Source organism: Heyndrickxia faecalis (assembly GCF_040267745.1).
Lineage (GTDB): Bacteria > Bacillota > Bacilli > Bacillales > Bacillaceae_C > Weizmannia > Weizmannia faecalis.
Map to the genome: position 1 here is coordinate 2,054,850 of NZ_CP158453.1, position 15,983 is coordinate 2,070,832.

The 15,983-nt window shown below is 45.4% G+C and carries 15 protein-coding genes; 3 read left to right on the plus strand and 12 right to left on the minus strand.

Translation table 11 applies throughout. From position 1 onward, the window contains the following. Positions 1-18 precede the first annotated feature (18 nt). Both ABR335_RS10020 and ABR335_RS10025 read right to left on the minus strand, forming a co-directional pair. Positions 19-699: an LrgB family protein gene (locus tag ABR335_RS10020; protein ID WP_014098366.1), complete on the minus strand. Its 681-nt coding sequence runs from the start codon at positions 697-699 to the stop codon at positions 19-21. Beyond that, on the minus strand, positions 668-1,063 hold the full coding sequence (locus ABR335_RS10025; protein WP_017550842.1) for a CidA/LrgA family protein: 396 nt from the start codon (positions 1,061-1,063) through the stop codon (positions 668-670). Before ABR335_RS10025 ends, ABR335_RS10020 begins: the two co-directional genes overlap by 32 nt. Before the next feature lie 171 nt (positions 1,064-1,234). On the opposite strand from ABR335_RS10025, the gene ABR335_RS10030 reads away from it, so the two are divergent. After that, a complete protein-coding gene (locus ABR335_RS10030) occupies positions 1,235-1,510 on the plus strand; it encodes an alpha/beta-type small acid-soluble spore protein (RefSeq protein ID WP_017550841.1) in 276 nt (91 codons plus the stop codon). A 61-nt stretch (positions 1,511-1,571) separates the two neighbouring features. Here ABR335_RS10030 and ABR335_RS10035 read toward each other — a convergent pair whose 3' ends face one another. The 3 genes from ABR335_RS10035 to ABR335_RS10045 all read right to left on the minus strand — a co-directional run bounded on the left by ABR335_RS10035 (position 1,572) and on the right by ABR335_RS10045 (position 5,821). Next, entirely contained in the window at positions 1,572-3,590 is a 2,019-nt protein-coding gene (locus ABR335_RS10035) for an ABC transporter ATP-binding protein (protein ID WP_035188943.1), read from the minus strand. Beyond that, positions 3,590-5,341 carry an ABC transporter ATP-binding protein gene (locus tag ABR335_RS10040; protein WP_061565328.1) on the minus strand — a complete coding sequence of 584 codons (1,752 nt, stop codon included), beginning with the start codon at positions 5,339-5,341 and terminating at the stop codon, positions 3,590-3,592. Before ABR335_RS10040 ends, ABR335_RS10035 begins: the two co-directional genes overlap by 1 nt. A gap of 165 nt (positions 5,342-5,506) precedes the next feature. Beyond that, the gene (locus ABR335_RS10045) at positions 5,507-5,821 is read right to left on the minus strand and encodes a heme biosynthesis protein HemY (RefSeq protein WP_013859293.1); all 315 of its coding nucleotides are present in this window, start codon (positions 5,819-5,821) and stop codon (positions 5,507-5,509) included. Between the two features lie 377 nt (positions 5,822-6,198). On the opposite strand from ABR335_RS10045, the gene ABR335_RS10050 reads away from it, so the two are divergent. Further along, positions 6,199-7,551, plus strand: a complete 1,353-nt coding sequence (locus ABR335_RS10050; RefSeq protein WP_014098371.1) for an MFS transporter — start codon at positions 6,199-6,201, stop codon at positions 7,549-7,551. A gap of 840 nt (positions 7,552-8,391) precedes the next feature. On the opposite strand, the gene ABR335_RS10055 is transcribed toward ABR335_RS10050, so the two are convergent. Next, a complete protein-coding gene (locus tag ABR335_RS10055; RefSeq protein ID WP_014098373.1) occupies positions 8,392-9,210 on the minus strand; it encodes a hypothetical protein in 819 nt (272 codons plus the stop codon). Between the two features lie 141 nt (positions 9,211-9,351). Here ABR335_RS10055 and ABR335_RS10060 point away from each other — a divergent pair, with 141 nt between their 5' ends. Next, a complete protein-coding gene (locus ABR335_RS10060) occupies positions 9,352-10,437 on the plus strand; it encodes a DUF3900 domain-containing protein (RefSeq protein ID WP_026104549.1) in 1,086 nt (361 codons plus the stop codon). Positions 10,438-10,464: 27 nt separating this feature from the next. On the opposite strand, the gene ABR335_RS10065 is transcribed toward ABR335_RS10060, so the two are convergent. The 6 genes from ABR335_RS10065 to ABR335_RS10090 form a co-directional block, all read right to left on the minus strand. Beyond that, the gene (locus ABR335_RS10065; RefSeq protein WP_199772173.1) at positions 10,465-11,829 is read right to left on the minus strand and encodes an amino acid permease; all 1,365 of its coding nucleotides are present in this window, start codon (positions 11,827-11,829) and stop codon (positions 10,465-10,467) included. 287 nt (positions 11,830-12,116) lie between these two features. Next, positions 12,117-12,254: a hypothetical protein gene (locus ABR335_RS10070; protein WP_014098376.1), complete on the minus strand. Its 138-nt coding sequence runs from the start codon at positions 12,252-12,254 to the stop codon at positions 12,117-12,119. A gap of 194 nt (positions 12,255-12,448) precedes the next feature. Continuing rightward, complete coding sequence (locus ABR335_RS10075) at positions 12,449-13,480, minus strand: polysaccharide pyruvyl transferase family protein (protein WP_350346158.1); 1,032 nt, start codon at positions 13,478-13,480, stop codon at positions 12,449-12,451. A 315-nt stretch (positions 13,481-13,795) separates the two neighbouring features. Beyond that, positions 13,796-14,980, minus strand: coding sequence for an MFS transporter (locus ABR335_RS10080; protein WP_326244333.1), 1,185 nt, complete (start codon positions 14,978-14,980; stop codon positions 13,796-13,798). Between the two features lie 131 nt (positions 14,981-15,111). Beyond that, a complete protein-coding gene (locus ABR335_RS10085; protein WP_026104548.1) occupies positions 15,112-15,414 on the minus strand; it encodes an ArsR/SmtB family transcription factor in 303 nt (100 codons plus the stop codon). A gap of 321 nt (positions 15,415-15,735) precedes the next feature. Then, positions 15,736-15,960 carry a hypothetical protein gene (locus ABR335_RS10090; RefSeq protein ID WP_148261661.1) on the minus strand — a complete coding sequence of 75 codons (225 nt, stop codon included), beginning with the start codon at positions 15,958-15,960 and terminating at the stop codon, positions 15,736-15,738. Between the last annotated feature and the right edge of the window lie 23 nt (positions 15,961-15,983).

Here is a 15,983-nt window from a genome sequence, read left to right on the forward strand (position 1 = left end):
ATATATGTTTATCCCGGTTTAGAACAACCATGGCAGGATAAAAGAAGTTAAAATGGCGGCCATCCCCATCGCCACCCCTGATACGGCACCTTGCAGTTCTCCTTCCTTCACGGCTTCCCCCGTTCCAATCCCATGGGAAATCGTGCCGAGCGCAAGGCCTCGTGATACCGGGTCGTGGACGCGCGCCAAAGTTAAGAGCTTCAGGCCGAACATGGCACCGATCATCCCGGTAATCATGACAAACCCCGCAACCAGCACCTCATTGCCGCCGATGATTTTTGCTACCTCGCTTGCAACCGGCACGGTGACGGATTTCACGGCAAGGGAAGCAAAAATATTGTGCGACAGCTGGAAAATTTTGGCCAGGGCGAGGGCGGTCCCGACAGTCAGCATGCTGCCTGAAAGAATGCCGCCGACAACCGGCAGAAAATAGCGCGCAAGAATCGCCCTGTTTTTATAAAGCGGCACAGCCAGCGCAACGGTGGCCGGGCCGAGAAAATAGGTCATGACCCCTTTTGCGGGAAGATACGCTTTATAGGATATATGGCTTGCGGCCAATAGCACGATCAATACCACCGTACTGAAAAATACAGGCGTTGTGAACGGGGAAGGAAACCTTCTCGATAACCGCAACGACAGCAGGTAAACGAAAACGGTGATGAAAATGCTATAAAGTGTCACGGCGTAACTGCTGCTCATGGCTTGCCTCACGCCCCCTTGCCAAAAGCTGGGCGGACATCCCCGTCCCTACAATGCCGGCTACCGCGCTGACAGCCAGTATTACGGTCAGCACCACGCCATTATGGAGGAAAAATGAACCGAGCGACATCAGCCCGACGGAAATCGGAATAAAAAAGAAGGATAAATGTTTTAAAATCCATGTTGCGCCCGTATCGATCCACTGCAGCTTCAAAATGCCCGTGATCAATAAAAGAAACAGCACCAGCATGCCAAATACATTCCCCGGTACCGGCAAATGCAGGATTTTGACTGCTTCCAGCCCGATTTCGTAAATGACCCAGAGCAAACCGATCTGCAATGCACCAATTACTGCTTTTTTCACGTTGCATACTCCCTTTTTGATTTGCTGTATTATTACAGTTCTTATTATACAAATATTCCATACAGATTTTAAATATCCTGTATGATTTTTTCAAAAAAAATCATTTTTCGTTTTTTCTCCCCGGCGCATAAAGGCAGCTGGCCATCCGCATCCCAAGGGGAGGGAATCCGCATGCCAAAACGAAAAAGAAAACCGCTTATCGCAGAATCAAGGAGCGCGCTTGACCGGTTCAAAACCGAAGTGATGGCCAAAGAAGGATATCGTACCGATACGGACCACCCGGACGATATCAAATACGAGGTGGCCAGTGAACGCGGCATTCCGCTTCAAAAAGGCTATAACGGCAAACTGACGGCTGAACAGGCCGGAAAAATCGGCGGGCCGATCGGCGGAAACATGGTGAAAGAACTGGTCCGGATGGCGCAGGAACAATTAAAGAAAAAATAAAACGGGCAGAGAATTTCCCTGCCCGTTTGTTATAGTACAGACTCCGCTTCACATTGCGGATTTATCCGGCTGCTTCCGTTCCGCCTGAATGCTGCATTTGGTACATTTGATAATACTTCCCTTTTCTTTCCATTAACTCTTCATGGCTTCCGCGTTCCACAATCCGGCCACGGTCCAGCACCAAAATCTGGTCGGCATTTTTGATGGTGGAAAGCCGGTGGGCAATGATAAACGTGGTCCTTCCTTTTTTCAGGACATCCATGGCATGCTGGATGGCCAATTCCGTTTCCGTATCAATATTGGACGTCGCCTCATCAAGAATTAAGATAGCCGGGTCAAAAGCAAGTGCGCGGGCAAACGAGATGAGCTGGCGCTGCCCGCTCGATAAAGTGCTCCCCTTTTCAAAGACCGGTTCATCGAGCCCTTCTTCCAGATTTCCGATCACTTGATCGGCGCCGACCGCTTTTAACACGGCAGCCGCTTTTTCTCTTGTAATCCGCGGGTCCCCGAGGCTGACATTTGAATAAATCGTGCCGGTAAACAAATACGGGTCCTGCAGCACGATCGCCATATGTTCACGGACGGCCTGCCGCGGAAGCGACCGGATATCCGTCCCGTCAATCCGGATTTCTCCTTCATTACAGTCGTAAAAACGGAACAGCACATTCATAATGGAACTTTTCCCGGATCCGGTATGGCCGACAAGCGCGACCGTTTCACCCGGCTTTGCCTCAAAGTCAATGTCTTTCAGCACATATTCGTTTTCTTTGTAGCCGAAAAAGACGTGCCGGAACTCCACATGCCCTTTAAAGCGCGGTACGGATTTCGCCTCCGCATCCTCGCCTTTTTCGTCCAGCAGCCTGAAAACACGTTCGCCGGCAACAAGCGCCTGCTCAAGATTGCTGAACTGGTTGACAATATTGCTGATCGGGTTAAACAGCCGGTTAATATAGTCCACATAGGCATACAAAAGGCCGACGGAGAGCCCGGCTGACAAACCGGAAAGGGCGCTGTGCCCGAAATACCAGAGAAACGCCACAAGCACGAGATTTTTTAAAATGCCGGTTAAATTATGGGACGACAAGGCGTTTAACACCAGCATTTTGTTCTGGTATTTAAAATGCGTCCGATTCAGCTGTTCAAAGGTTTCCTTCGTTTGCTTTTCGCGCCGGAAAGCCTGGATGACCGGCATGCCCTGGATCGACTCATTGATCATGGCATTCATTTCGCTCACTTTCGAACGGATCATCCGGTTGTACTGCTGGGCAAACTTCCGGTATACCCGCATCCACAGCCATAAAATTGGCATTAACAACAGGCAGACAAGCGCAAGTTTCCAGTCGAGCAAAAACATTGCAATATAAATGCCGGCAATATAAACCAGGCCGCTGAAAAAGTTTGACAGCACAGCCACATACAATTCGTGGATGGCTTCCGTATCATTGGTGATGCGCGAGACAATCTTTCCGGCCGGCAGGTTGTCAAAAAATGGGATCGGCAATTTTTGCAAGTGGATAAAAAGGTCATTCCGCATTTTCTGGATAATCCGGTTTGCAGCTTTTTGCAAATAAAAATATTGCGTAAACTGGCCGAATCCCGACACAACATAAAGGCCGAAATACAAGATTAACAGTTTCAAAATATACGGGATTTCCGGGCTGTAAAAGCGGAGCACGCCCGCATAGGATATCTTTTCCGCCCGGTAAGAAGCCGTTTTGCCATTATAGGTCATATACAGTTTTCCGTCCCGGTACGTATTTTTCCCGCCGGTTTCAACACGGCCTTTTACGAAATAAAAGTTTCTTCCTGCCTGGACAATCGTCCGCTTCTTCCCTTTTTTCTCCTCAGCGGAAGCATAAACAAGCCGTTTGTAATGGCGGCCGTGATAAGAAACCGCCTGGCGGGCATCATGGGTCTCCACCCATACGCTTTCAATGCCGGTGATATGGCGGTCAATCATCGTTTTTGCCACGATCGGGCTGAACACATCCGCCCCAACGGCAACCATAAGGGCCGCGAGCGCAATCAAAATGGAACGTTTAAAGTTCATCGCATAGCGGAAAAGCCGTTTTGCAGCCATTATGCTTCCACCTCCTCACGGGACTTGAGCTGTTGGCGCATGTACTGTTCGTAATACCAGCCCTTGTTTTTCAACAGCTGTTCGTGCGTCCCTTCCTCCGTGAACCGGCCGTTATCGAGGACGACAATCCACTGGGCGTGTTCAATCGCCGACAGCCGGTGGGTCGCGATGATGGTCGTTTTATTTTTCCGCTCTTTCCGGATGTTCGCAATAATGGACGCCTCGGTCTTGGCATCGACAGCGGACAGCGCGTCATCCAGGATCAAAATTTCCGGATCTTTTATGACCGCCCGTGCAATCGAGATCCGCTGTTTCTGCCCGCCTGATAAAGCGACCCCTTTTTCACCGACAAGCGTTTCAAGTCCGTCCGGGAGCATCTCGATATCTTTTTCAAGTGATGCAGTCCGGATCGCTTTTTGCAGTTCCGCTTCCCCGGCCGAATCGGTACCGAACAGGATGTTTTCTTTCACCGTTCTGGAAAAAAGCACATGGTCCTGCGGCACATACCCGATCCAGCTTAATACTTCCTCTTTGGTCAATTGTTCAATTGGAACACCGGAGACAAGCAGCCGGCCGCTTCCAAGCGGATATTCGCGCAACAGTTGTTTGATCAGCGTTGTTTTCCCGCTGCCGGTTTTACCGGTGATCCCGATCGTCTCCCCTTTTTTGATCTTTAAATGAATATGCTTCAGGTTCTCTTCCCGCGATTTTGGATAGCGGAAAGTATAATCGGCAAATTCTATGATATCCGGCTGTTCAACCGTTTTCGGGGCTTCCGGGTCTTTTACATCTTCCACATGCCGCAACGTTTCATTTACACGGTCAAGTGAAGCATTGCCGCGCTGCATGACATTCATCAATTCCCCAATCGCAAACATCGGCCATGTCAGCATGCCCAAATAGACATTAAAGGAAACAAGATTTCCGAGTGTAATTTGCTGGTGAAAAACGAGATAAGTGCCGTAAGCAAGGCCGATCGTGTAACTCATCCCGGTAATGATTTTTGTCAGCGGATTAAAAAGCGCGTCAATTTTTTCGACCGCAATGTTTTTTTGATAAACGTCTTCCGTCATCGACTGGAATCTTGTTTCGTCCGCTATTTCCTGGTTATAGGCACGGATGACGCGGACACCGGCAACCGATTCCAGCACCCGGTTATTTAAATCCCCAAAGGCGTCCTGGGCAACAGTAAAACGTCTATGAATTTTCTCTCCCAGCACTTTAATGCCGGCTGCCAGAAACGGAAGCGGCAAGATCGAAACGAGCGTTAACTTCCAGGAGATCAGCACGGCCATGGTCAGAATAATGGTCAGCATATACATGGTTGAATCAACAAGCGTCAGAATCCCGAAACCCGCTGTCTGGGACACCGCCCGCAAATCATTCGTCGTCCGCGCCATTAAGTCGCCCGTACGATTCCGCTCAAAAAAAGGAGGCGCCATTTTTAAAAAATGGTTCATTAACCGGGACCGCAGCATTTTTTCCACGATAAACGCCCCGCCAAACAAGTTATACTGCCATATATAGGTCAGGCCGTAAAGGGCAGCTGCAATCGCCAGCATGACGCCGATGTAGAGGGAAAAAATGTGTGCTGTCATTTCCCCGGTGAATATTTTATCAATGGAATCGCCGAGAATCATCGGCGGGAGCACTTCCAACAAGTTAACAATTGAAAGCGCAAGCACTGCAATCGCATATCTTTTCCAATAGGCTTTAAAAAACCACCCTAATTTCCCCAATACACTAAACAAACCGTCGTCCTCCTCCCGTCATTTCTGTCTCTATCCGCCTTCTTTCTCTCCGTAAGACAACAGTAAAACCGGATGATGCTTCATCTTGTTCATCCCCTTTTTCAAAATGTGCATCGCCTGATGGCTGGCCAATTTAAAAAGCACTGCCTTTCAACATAAAAAAAATCAATGATGATGGTGATGACCGTGTTCGCGTTCAATCCTCGGGTTTGTAATGACGAATTCTTCCTGCGGCACGTAAAAATACTGGATCCAGATGCCGTCCAAATACGGCTCGCGTGAATCAAGTAAAATATCAATGCCCTTATCCGTTTTGACAATTTCATCATGTTCTCCCGGTGTATCCAGCGTGATGTCGTAATGGGCATGGTCGCCGTGCATCTCGGTCACAAAGACGCGGATCATTTTTCCTTCCGCATCTTCCTCCTCCAATATTTTTTTAAACATTTTTGCGGCATTCCGATTGATTTTAACGTTCATGTTCCTACCTCAATTCTTCTTGTTTTTGTTTCTTTATTATGACAGAAAAAACGGAAATCGCAAACTGGAATGCTTCACGTAAAGGGTTGAAGCATTCTTACAGGACAAACCGCTTTTGTTTCATTGCTGGGGTTCAAGTTTACTAAGCAGGTGCTTTCCGGCAGTTTTGGCTGGTTTTGCGGCTTGGGAGAGCACTCAGGATGGCTTGTTTCAGCTGCACGAAAAAGGCGGGCTTAGAAAAGCGGACCTTCACTGACATAATATTTGCACCCCCGAAATATTTGTTGTATGATACTTCTGTTTTGAATGGACGTGGAAGACAAGGTAAAAGATATGCTCTAGAAAGAAGGCTTTCATCTGAAGCGAGGAGGATTGTGATGCCTTTATCGAAAAGAACGGTTTTTTTAACAGCCATTGCATCTGGTACGATGCTGAACCCGCTGAATTCATCGATGATCTCGCTCGCCCTTCACAGCATTCAAAAAGATTTCCATTTGAGTTTTTCAACTGTGTCGTGGCTCATTTCATCCTTTTATTTGGCAAGCGCGGTCGCCCAGCCTGTGACCGGAAAAATCGGCGATATGATCGGGCGCAAAAAAATGTTTCTTGCAGGGCTTTTGCTTGTTGCCGTTTCGGCAATCGGTGCGCCGCTTGCCCCGGCCTTTTTCGTGCTGCTGCTCATGCGGCTTTTCCAATCGATCGGTTCCAGTGCTATTTATCCGTCCGGTGTCGCACTGATTCGTACCCATATTCATGAAAACCAAGCCTCTGCGCTTGCTGTTTTGTCCATTTTTGCGTCTGCCATGACGGCGCTCGGACCGACTGCCGGCGGAATTTTAATCGGGATTGGCGGCTGGCCGTCGATTTTTCTCGTGAACTTCCCTTTTATCGTGATTAGTTTTCTACTTGGCTGGTTTATCTTCCCGAAAGATCCGGAGAACAGACATGCTTCTTTCAAAGATGTTGTGCACGAGCTCGACTGGACCGGCATTTTCTTATTTGCGGCCGGGCTTGTACTGCTTCTGTATTTTCTGTTGGAACTGGAGTCGGCTGTCCATATTTGGACGGGTGTGGCAGGCATTGTGCTGCTTGTCCTATTTGTGATCTATGAAGCCAGAACAGGCCGCCCGTTTATTGATGTCCGCTTTTTATCCAAGCACCGTTCCCTTTCTGTTGTGTATTTGCAATTCATCGTGCTGAATTTATTTAATTACTGCTTATTCTTCGGACTGCCGAGCTTCTACCAGGACGGGCTTCATTTCAGCGTGCACACAAGCGGGTTCATGATGCTCTTTATGTCCGGCGCAAGCATCCTCATTTCCCTCGTTTCGGGTAAATGGATTGACCGTGCCGGAACCGCCGGACCGATCCGGATCAGTGCTTTGACTATGATTGCCGGCGCCGTTTTCATGGCCGTTTTCTTTATCCATGCCTCGGTCTGGCTGATGGGTGTGATCCTGTTTATCCTCGGTATCGGTTACGGGATCGGCAATGTTGCGCTGCAGGCGGCAATGCTGAACGAATCGCCTGAAGCCATGGTTGGCACAAGCTCCGGCCTTTTCCAAACATGCCGGTATTTAGGCTCGATCCTGTCATCGGTCGTGCTCGGCGTTGTGTTCGCAAGCGGCATGTCAACAGCCCGTTTTCTTATCCTGTCAGCTGTTTTAGTTGCAGTGAGCGCATTTTTCTTTCTGCTCAGCTTAAAAACTGCGCGTGCCCGGGCGGTATAAAATAGAGGAAGGTAACGGCTTTTGAGACCCCGTCATCAAAGCATACAACTTACTAATGTATTATGCATCCAAATGCTGCTTTTCTTTGTCAAATTTTATTTTACGGATGAGGTCAGGGGTGTCATACGCCTGGCCTTTTTCTCTAAGCATCTGATTCCGCCTTTCCAGCTTTTTCTTTCACCCACTGGATATCGTTTTCAATGGAATCCAGAAAAAGCTTGCACTCGAAAGCTGATTCAATGTATAGAGAAGGCAGCTTGACGCATTTTCACAGATACACCATTCTTCTATATATTGAGACAAAGTCAAAATTGGATTCGTTCAGCAAGCCCTTATTTATTGTAATGGTATATAATGGAGTATAACTGTAGAGTCGAATAGAGGTGATCATTTTGTCATCAAAAAAGACGAATTTCTTTGTGGTTTCATTGATTTTTTCCTTGTTTTCGTTTTTTTTATCAGCAGGTGTACAAGACCTACTTACGATCATACACAATCCGATTATTTCCTTTTCGATACCTTATATATTGGCAATCGTGAGTATTATCTATCTGTTCATTGGATATATAAAACTGGCTAAATCCAAATCATCGAAACACTTGAAATTTGTTCCGATTCTAACCATCATCCTCATTGTGTTGAGTATTTTGATTAACAGCTTTCTTTTGGTTGCAATTACTTCGGGCATTTAAGCGTCATTCAACTACGAAAATGAAGCCTATCAAAAAAGAGATGATTCGAGGCATCGATGTTCCTTTTACAACCTTCAAGAAGAAAACTGCGTGTGCACGAGGGGTAACGGAAAAAGCGCGGCAAAAGGAAGCATGCCACGCTTTTTCGTTATCGGATCTTTTTTGCCCATACAGAAAGCAACCCAATGCTCATCCAAACAAGAGAAAACAGGAACGCAATGCCCGAAAACGCTAAAATATATAAATTATAAGCCGAGATGCGCGCAATCAGGCCGTTTGTCCGGAATCCGAAGAGAAAACCGGCCACATTCAGGAAAACAAGAAAACCAAAAATTGACAGGCAGCCGTTCCATGCCCCTTTTAAATCCGCGGTGCTCAACGAAATATGCGCGGAAATGCAAATGCCGGCAATAGCAAAAATCCAAAAACGGGGGTTCATTAAGTTTTCGATTGAAAAAAGATGACTAGCGAGTGCGCCGATGGAATGGCCAAAAAATGCAAAGAAACTTTCGAGGCCGGAATACGGATGAAGACCTGCCCTGATTGCCTGCATGAACGGCCGGTATGTATCCGGCAATAGCACATACATGCCTAGCGACAAAATCAAAATGCCGATATACACCGGGGCAGTTCCAATGAAAAAATTTCCGATTTTTTGGTAAACGCTGTCCGGGTTGTATTGGTGGCTTACATACCCAAGCGTGCCATCACCGCTTTTCAGCTGGAGCCATTTGATCTCGACAATTTCATGCCTAAAAATGCCGCACATCAAGGCATGGCTAAATTCATGGACCGGCGTACCGAGCCATGCCGTCACCGCAATCCCCTTCCACCCGAAAACGTGGTAAATGAAGGCCGTTGCCCGCTTTTCCAAAAAACCGAGCACAAACCCGACCACAATGATCGTTCCAAGCAGGTTGAAAAGTTCAACCGTACTTAAAAGCAGAATATGTAAAAAGGTTTGCAAATCTCCACCTCTTTTTTCAAAAATCCGTTTTCCTATCCATTTTAATCCCGCAAATCATCCGCGTCCAGCAAGCACATTGTGGAAACCCGTTTTTTCAAGTAAAATAGTGCTCAGTGAAAAAAGAGAAACCGGGTGAAACGATTGGATTTTAACATCAATTTCCTTTCCTTCTATGTCATCCAGACAGACGGGGAAGGCGAACAAACGAGAAAACAGTTCAGGCACTTTCAAACTTTAGATCGCGAAAATTATGAGATAAGTAACGTAAAAGACTTTCTCGATGGCGAACTTGAAAAAATCGTAAAAAGGAAAGTGGATAAGCATCCGAAGTCCGAACAAGTACCGACGAAAATCGGCCGCTTTATTGTGGAACCGGGCTACGGCCTTGACTCCAACCCGAACTTCAATTTGTTTAACCGTGCGCGTATGGCCGGCACGATTGGTGAGTTTCAAAAAGCAAGCGAAGCCTTTCTCGCCGCCTATCTGGACACCAATGCTGTCAGGGACGGCGCGTTTCTGATCGCAAATGCAACGATGCGGAAATACTTCGATGAACCGTTTGTTTTTTTGTTGAAATGCGATTTCGAACCGAAAGTCGCCACGATTGCCGATGAATCCACATTGTTGAAAAAAGTGGAAATGGCGATTACCACAAAAGGCATGAAATCCATCCAGTATCCGCATATGCCGGAAGAAGGCATGATTGAAGAATCAGAGCTGAAAATTCACCAGGCATCTCACGCCCGTTATTTCGAAGAATTTTTAAAGTATGTGGAATACGGCGAATCGATGCCGGAAATCATGAAAGCGCAAGTGAAGACGATGGTGGAAGAACATTTTCAGGAAGTGCTGCATGAAGACAGCATCGAATACGAGCAATTCGAAAAAGAACTTGAGATTTGGGAAGCAAGCCCCAAGCGGACGTTACAGGAACGATTGCCGGCGGAACAGGTTATCGAAGCCGCGGCCCAGATTGTCGAAACTGCCCCGGAGGCCGATTTGCGAATGAAACTGGACCATATTTCGGTGAATGCCCTCCTTTCCGATTTTGGCGAAACGGTCCATCTCGCCAAAATCGGAGACCGGTATGTCACGATCGTCGAGTCTGAATCCATCCTCTTTGAAAAAGGGTTTTCCCCCGTTGAATTTCTGCAGCCGGACGAACTGGATCATGTGCTTGAACGGTTGAAGAAGAAAGCCGGGGCCATCGTAAATGAACAAAAATAGCGTGCTCCATTCGCACGCTATTTTTGTTCATGATTGGGGGTGATCCAGTATCTTTTTCCCTTTGGATGCTTGCACTTTCGCATTTTTTGAACTTGCACGGCCAATGCCGAAAACAAAGTAACAGACCGTGACAAGGCCAAGAAAGACAATGCCCGCAACAAGTGACATCCTTGTTTCATCATTAAACCACATGCCGATCAGGACAGCGATTAAAAATGCAATGGTTACATAGTTGGAAACCGGTGCAAACGGCATTTTAAACGGATGGTTTTTCATTTCAGCCTTTTTCATCTTTCTAAACCGGATCTGACTGATTAAAATGACAAACCATGGCACCATCCCCGGCAGGACGCTTGCACTGTATACATATACGAACAGATTTTTCGGTGCGATATAGCTTAACACTACACCAATCACAAGGCCGACAAGAACACCGATTGTACCTAAAAGTGGAACGCCATTGCTTGATACTTTCGTGAAAATTTTCGGTGCCTGGCCGTTCACGCCGAGCGTATACAGCATCCGGCCGGCACTGTAGATACCGCTGTTGCAACCGGATAATGCGGCGGTAACGACAACAAAATTAATGATGCCGGCTGCGGCCGTAATGCCGATTTTTGCAAAAGTCGCCACAAACGGGCTGCCGATGGAATCAAGTTCATTCCACGGATAAAGCGTAACAATGACGAAAATGGCGCCAATATAGAAGATCAATATGCGCCAAATGATATTTTGGATCGCATTTTTCAATGTATGGCTGGGGTTTTTTGCTTCGCCTGCCGTAATGCCGATCAGTTCAACACCCTGGTAGGCTGCTACGACCAAAGATAAGGCAAAGAAGAAACCTTTCAGCCCGCCGGTAAAGAAACCGCCATGCTCCCACAGATTGGAAAACCCGACGGCATGCCCCCCGTTGCCGATCCCGAATAAAATGATGGCAAGCCCGGCTATAATCATAAAAATAATCGTTACCACTTTAATCATCGCAAACCAGAACTCAAACTCGCCAAACGATTTTACAGATACGAGGTTGGCCGTTCCGAGGATCACCATGGCTACAAGCCCCGGAATCCATGCCGGCAAGTGCGGAAACCAAAATTGCATGTAAGATCCAACGGCAATGATTTCCGACATACCGACAATCACCCACTGGAACCAGTTGCTCCAGGCTGTGAGAAAACCTGCGAGCGGATGAATGTACTGATGGCCGAATGTGGCAAAGGAGCCCGTGCTTGGCTCAACGTAGAGCATTTCTCCCATTGCACGCATAATAAAAAAGATAAAAATCCCGGCAATCGCATACGCCAGCAACACGGACGGCCCTGTCCACTTAATGGTGCTGGCAGACCCCATAAACAACCCGACACCGATTGTACCGCCAATCGCAATCATTTGAATATGCCGCGCATGCAAGCCTCTGTTTAACGCTCTTTCTTCCACGCCATTCACTCCCGCTGTTTTTTTCAAACATGCTTAAAAAATAGAAAAATAGCATTGTCAGTCTTTATAACAAATTACTTTTTCATTGTAATATGTTTTTACCCGAAATACAATTGTTTATATACAAGGAACAAGTATTTTATTATCATAGAATAATTTAAACATTCCTTTTTTTATTTGTTTTTAAAAAAGACTGTCCCCAAAGAGGAGCAGTCTTTTTAAACAGTGCATCGGGCCCGCTACCGGTTGTTTCTTTCTCTTACATCATCGTTCGGTGAGTTTCCAGTTCCATCTTTTGCTTTGCTGTTCGGTGTCCCGAATATTTGATTGTCTTTCGTGACTTTCGCGCCTTCCAAAAATCGATCTTTTTTCTTCATGTGCATTCTCCTTTGTTGTTGATTCACGTTCAGCCGGGACCGCGCGTCAGGCTGCCCCGCCTAATTTTGCGCCCTTGTTTTACTATTTGCAGGCAAGTGGTAAACATGCACGCCTTGTTAAAAAAGCCCGGCGGATACAAGCTGAACATAAAAGTGGGTTTAATACGGCCGACATCGGATAGGCGTGCACCATTTTAAGATTTAAAATAATCCCGCAGTACCTGGAAATCTTCCGACAAATCTATTTCATTCGGTTCCGTCTGAAGCAGGCGGGCGATCAACGGTTCCAGTTCATCCGGATCCTGCTTGTCCGTATACTGGATAAAATTCAACCCGGAAAGCCAGTCGGTATAGGAATGTTTTGCTTTTCCGTAGCTGTTGCCGAATACGAGGCACGGCGTATTGGTGATAATCGAAAAAATCATCGCGTGCAATCGGTCGGTAATGACAAGTTTGCGCGAGCCGATCCGGTGCAGCATTTTCATAAAATAGGTTTCCCTGTCCGCATAATCGATCGTGTCCACTTCCGATAAAACGGTATCCGTGCGGTCAACAGGCCCGATGTTCGCAGCTCTTTCCATGAGTTCGGAGACAAAATTTTCATCTGTCACTTTTTCTTTATCCGCCCTTAATACAAAAAGCACGCCATCCCTTTTTAGATCCTGCGGTTCAATTTTTAACGACAGAACCATATCCGGGGTGTACAATACATTTGCGTTGAAGGTCTCCTTGACGAATTCCAGGCTTTGTGATTCGCGGACACATATGGTGAGATTTGGATTACTGCCATAGGCTTCCTGCGATTTCCTTTTCTCCCGCTGTCCTTTTTCGGTAGGTTCAAAATAAACGGATTGCGGCATAGAGATGGTTTTATAATCTTTAAAAGCCGAGATTACTTTTCGACGGTCTTCTTCAATGTCCAGGTAGAGACTGCCGAGATTACCGCCGCCCGTAAAGCAGACGATGTCCTCTTTCCCAATGATCTTTTTCACAAAATCAATTCCCTCATCCGTCGCATAATCCATTATTTCGATGTATTCGTAATAAGGAAAATGGTTACGGATAAATTTTTCCTCTGCATAGGCAATGGCCTGGTCCCCGATATTTGTGTAGCTTGGGGAACCAAAGAGGAAAACTTTTCTTTTATCATTGTATAAGGCATCGGGTTCCACATTTGGGGCAATCCCCTTTGCCGGTTTTTGACCATTTCGGATTTGTTCACTCATACATTATCCCTCCGTCATCGTTACGTGATTATGCTTGCCGGATAATTTCTTGTACCCATTTATAAGGGGCAATACACTTGGATGAGCGAACAAAACCTAAAATTTGTTATTTTAGTATATTTTTTATATTCTATTTACGAGTTTGAAGATGAGCATCATAATGGGGTTCAGAACTTAGGGACAAGTTCTGAACCCCTATTTGTCTACAATCTGAGCATGAGCAGAAATTCTTACTTAATATTCGTTATGAATTCCTTCATCCTTACTTTGAAATCTAAATCCACTAATTTGACAACAAGATACGATTCTAACAATTTATTGCGACTTCACGACGTTGCAGTCGACTGAGGTCTTTTTAGAAGGAGAACGTGAAGTCAATATTGTTAATCCAATTGCGATTGTAACGCCTAAAGCGCCTAGCCAGGTAATGGAAGTGAGGGAAACTCTCTCTACAAAGATACCCCCAATTCCTGCACCTGCCGCCATGGCCAACTGCATCATTGACTGATTGAGACCTAGCAATAAACTAGACGACTCCGGCTCTATTGTAGCTAGGTGATATTGTTGAGTCGGGCCAGTAGACCATGCTGCAAATGACCATAATATTAATATGACCAACACGCCCACGTAAGAGTGGGCAACGATTGATAACAGAACGAGCATGGTGATATGTAACATCATGCCACCAATGAGTGTGAAACGCACACCCCACCGATCGGTACTAAATCCGCCAAACTTTGATCCAACTAGACTGGCAATACCAAATATAAGGAGAACGCTACTAAGCAATTTGTCACTTACACCTGAAATATTTAACAGGTAAGGGGATAAGTAGGTATAAGCAATGGAATATCCGCCAAGCCAGAAAAAAGTGATGGCTAATCCGAGTACCACTTTTGGTTTTTTTAATAAAGCGAGTTGTTGATTTAAAGGTGTCAATTTTTCCGCCTGAATTTTGGGAATGGTAAGCGAAATAATAACCATTGCAACTAATCCAAGTAAGGCAATCCCTCCAAAAACAGCCTTCCAACCCAGTATCTCACTCGTCATTCTTCCAAGTGGAACGCCAATGATTAATGATGCTGTCAATCCCATAATGACAGTGGCAATGGCGCTAGCTTTCTTACCTTTTGGAGCAATTTTCTCCGCAATCGTTAAGGCTGTCACTACAACCATCCCTGCACCGAGGGCCATAATAATCCTTGAGACAATAAAGAATCCATAACCAGGAAGGACGAATGCAAGAATATTTCCAATAACAAATAGACCAAGTGAATATATCATTAACTTACGTTTATCCATTCTGGAGGTGATAGCCATTAATACGGGTGTGAAAATAGCATATACGAGCGAAAAAATGGTTATTAACTGACCAGCTGCTGCAAGAGTAATGCCTAATGATTCTGAAATATTATCCAAAATTCCGGAAATGATATACTGTGAAGTTCCAACTAAAAAACTTACGATCGCTAAGATGTAGACCTTACCAGTGTTTGACAAAATAAATCACTCCTTCATCATCAAAATATATCAGGGTTGAACGTTTTGTATCGACAAAAACACATATCGTGATATGTCGATTTGTTTAGTGAAATGAAACTGAATTCATAATTAGGATTCAGTTTCATTTCTTAAATATTCTTTTCAAAGAGAGTGGCAATTTTTTTTATGGCTTCTTCATCTCTTTTGTAGTAAGTATATTTACCAATACGTTCTGCCGTAATTAACCCAGCTCGTTGCAGTATGGAAAGGTATTGAGATGCTGTGGATTGCGTCATTTTCAATTTATCTGTTATTTGACTAACACATACCCCTGTAGTATTCATATCAATCCCTTCGTGGGGCGTAAAATGACGATCCGGTTCTTTCAGCCATTGTAAAATTTGCAATCTTGATTCATTGGATAAGGCTTTAAAGACTTCAATGAGTTCCATACAAATCATTATATCGAAAAATAACGATATGTCAACATATGATTCTGAAACAAAATCCAAAAAGGGTTCCATCAGATCCATCGTGCGTGTTTTGAATTCAAGATCGGCACCCTCCATCTTTTTCAGCTATAACAGGTCCTTATTTAAAAGCGTATCGCGCCGACAGGTTCCGTCAATAAAGGACGTGAGAAAAGGATCGTTTGACATTGGCAGCGTGTTCCCTTATTTTTAGACTGTTGATAAACATTAAAACCACACAATTTAATAAGATCTCGATCAGAAGTATTATCATTTTGTTTTAAAATGCTCATTAACCACACCTCATTTACTAGGTTCCAAGATGATATCATCTATCCCTGATGTCGTACCTTCCTGCTTTTTCGCCGTTCCTGTTCTTTTTAATATTTCGTTACTTTTGATATAAACACCATAATTCCCCGGTGGTAACCCATTTGATTTTTTTAATTTATTAATCACTTCTTTGGCTATTGATTTATCTGGGAGACTATGTTTTTTCTCCATAAAAAATGTGAGCGTAATCATCATTCCCTCCTTATCGAATGGTGTTT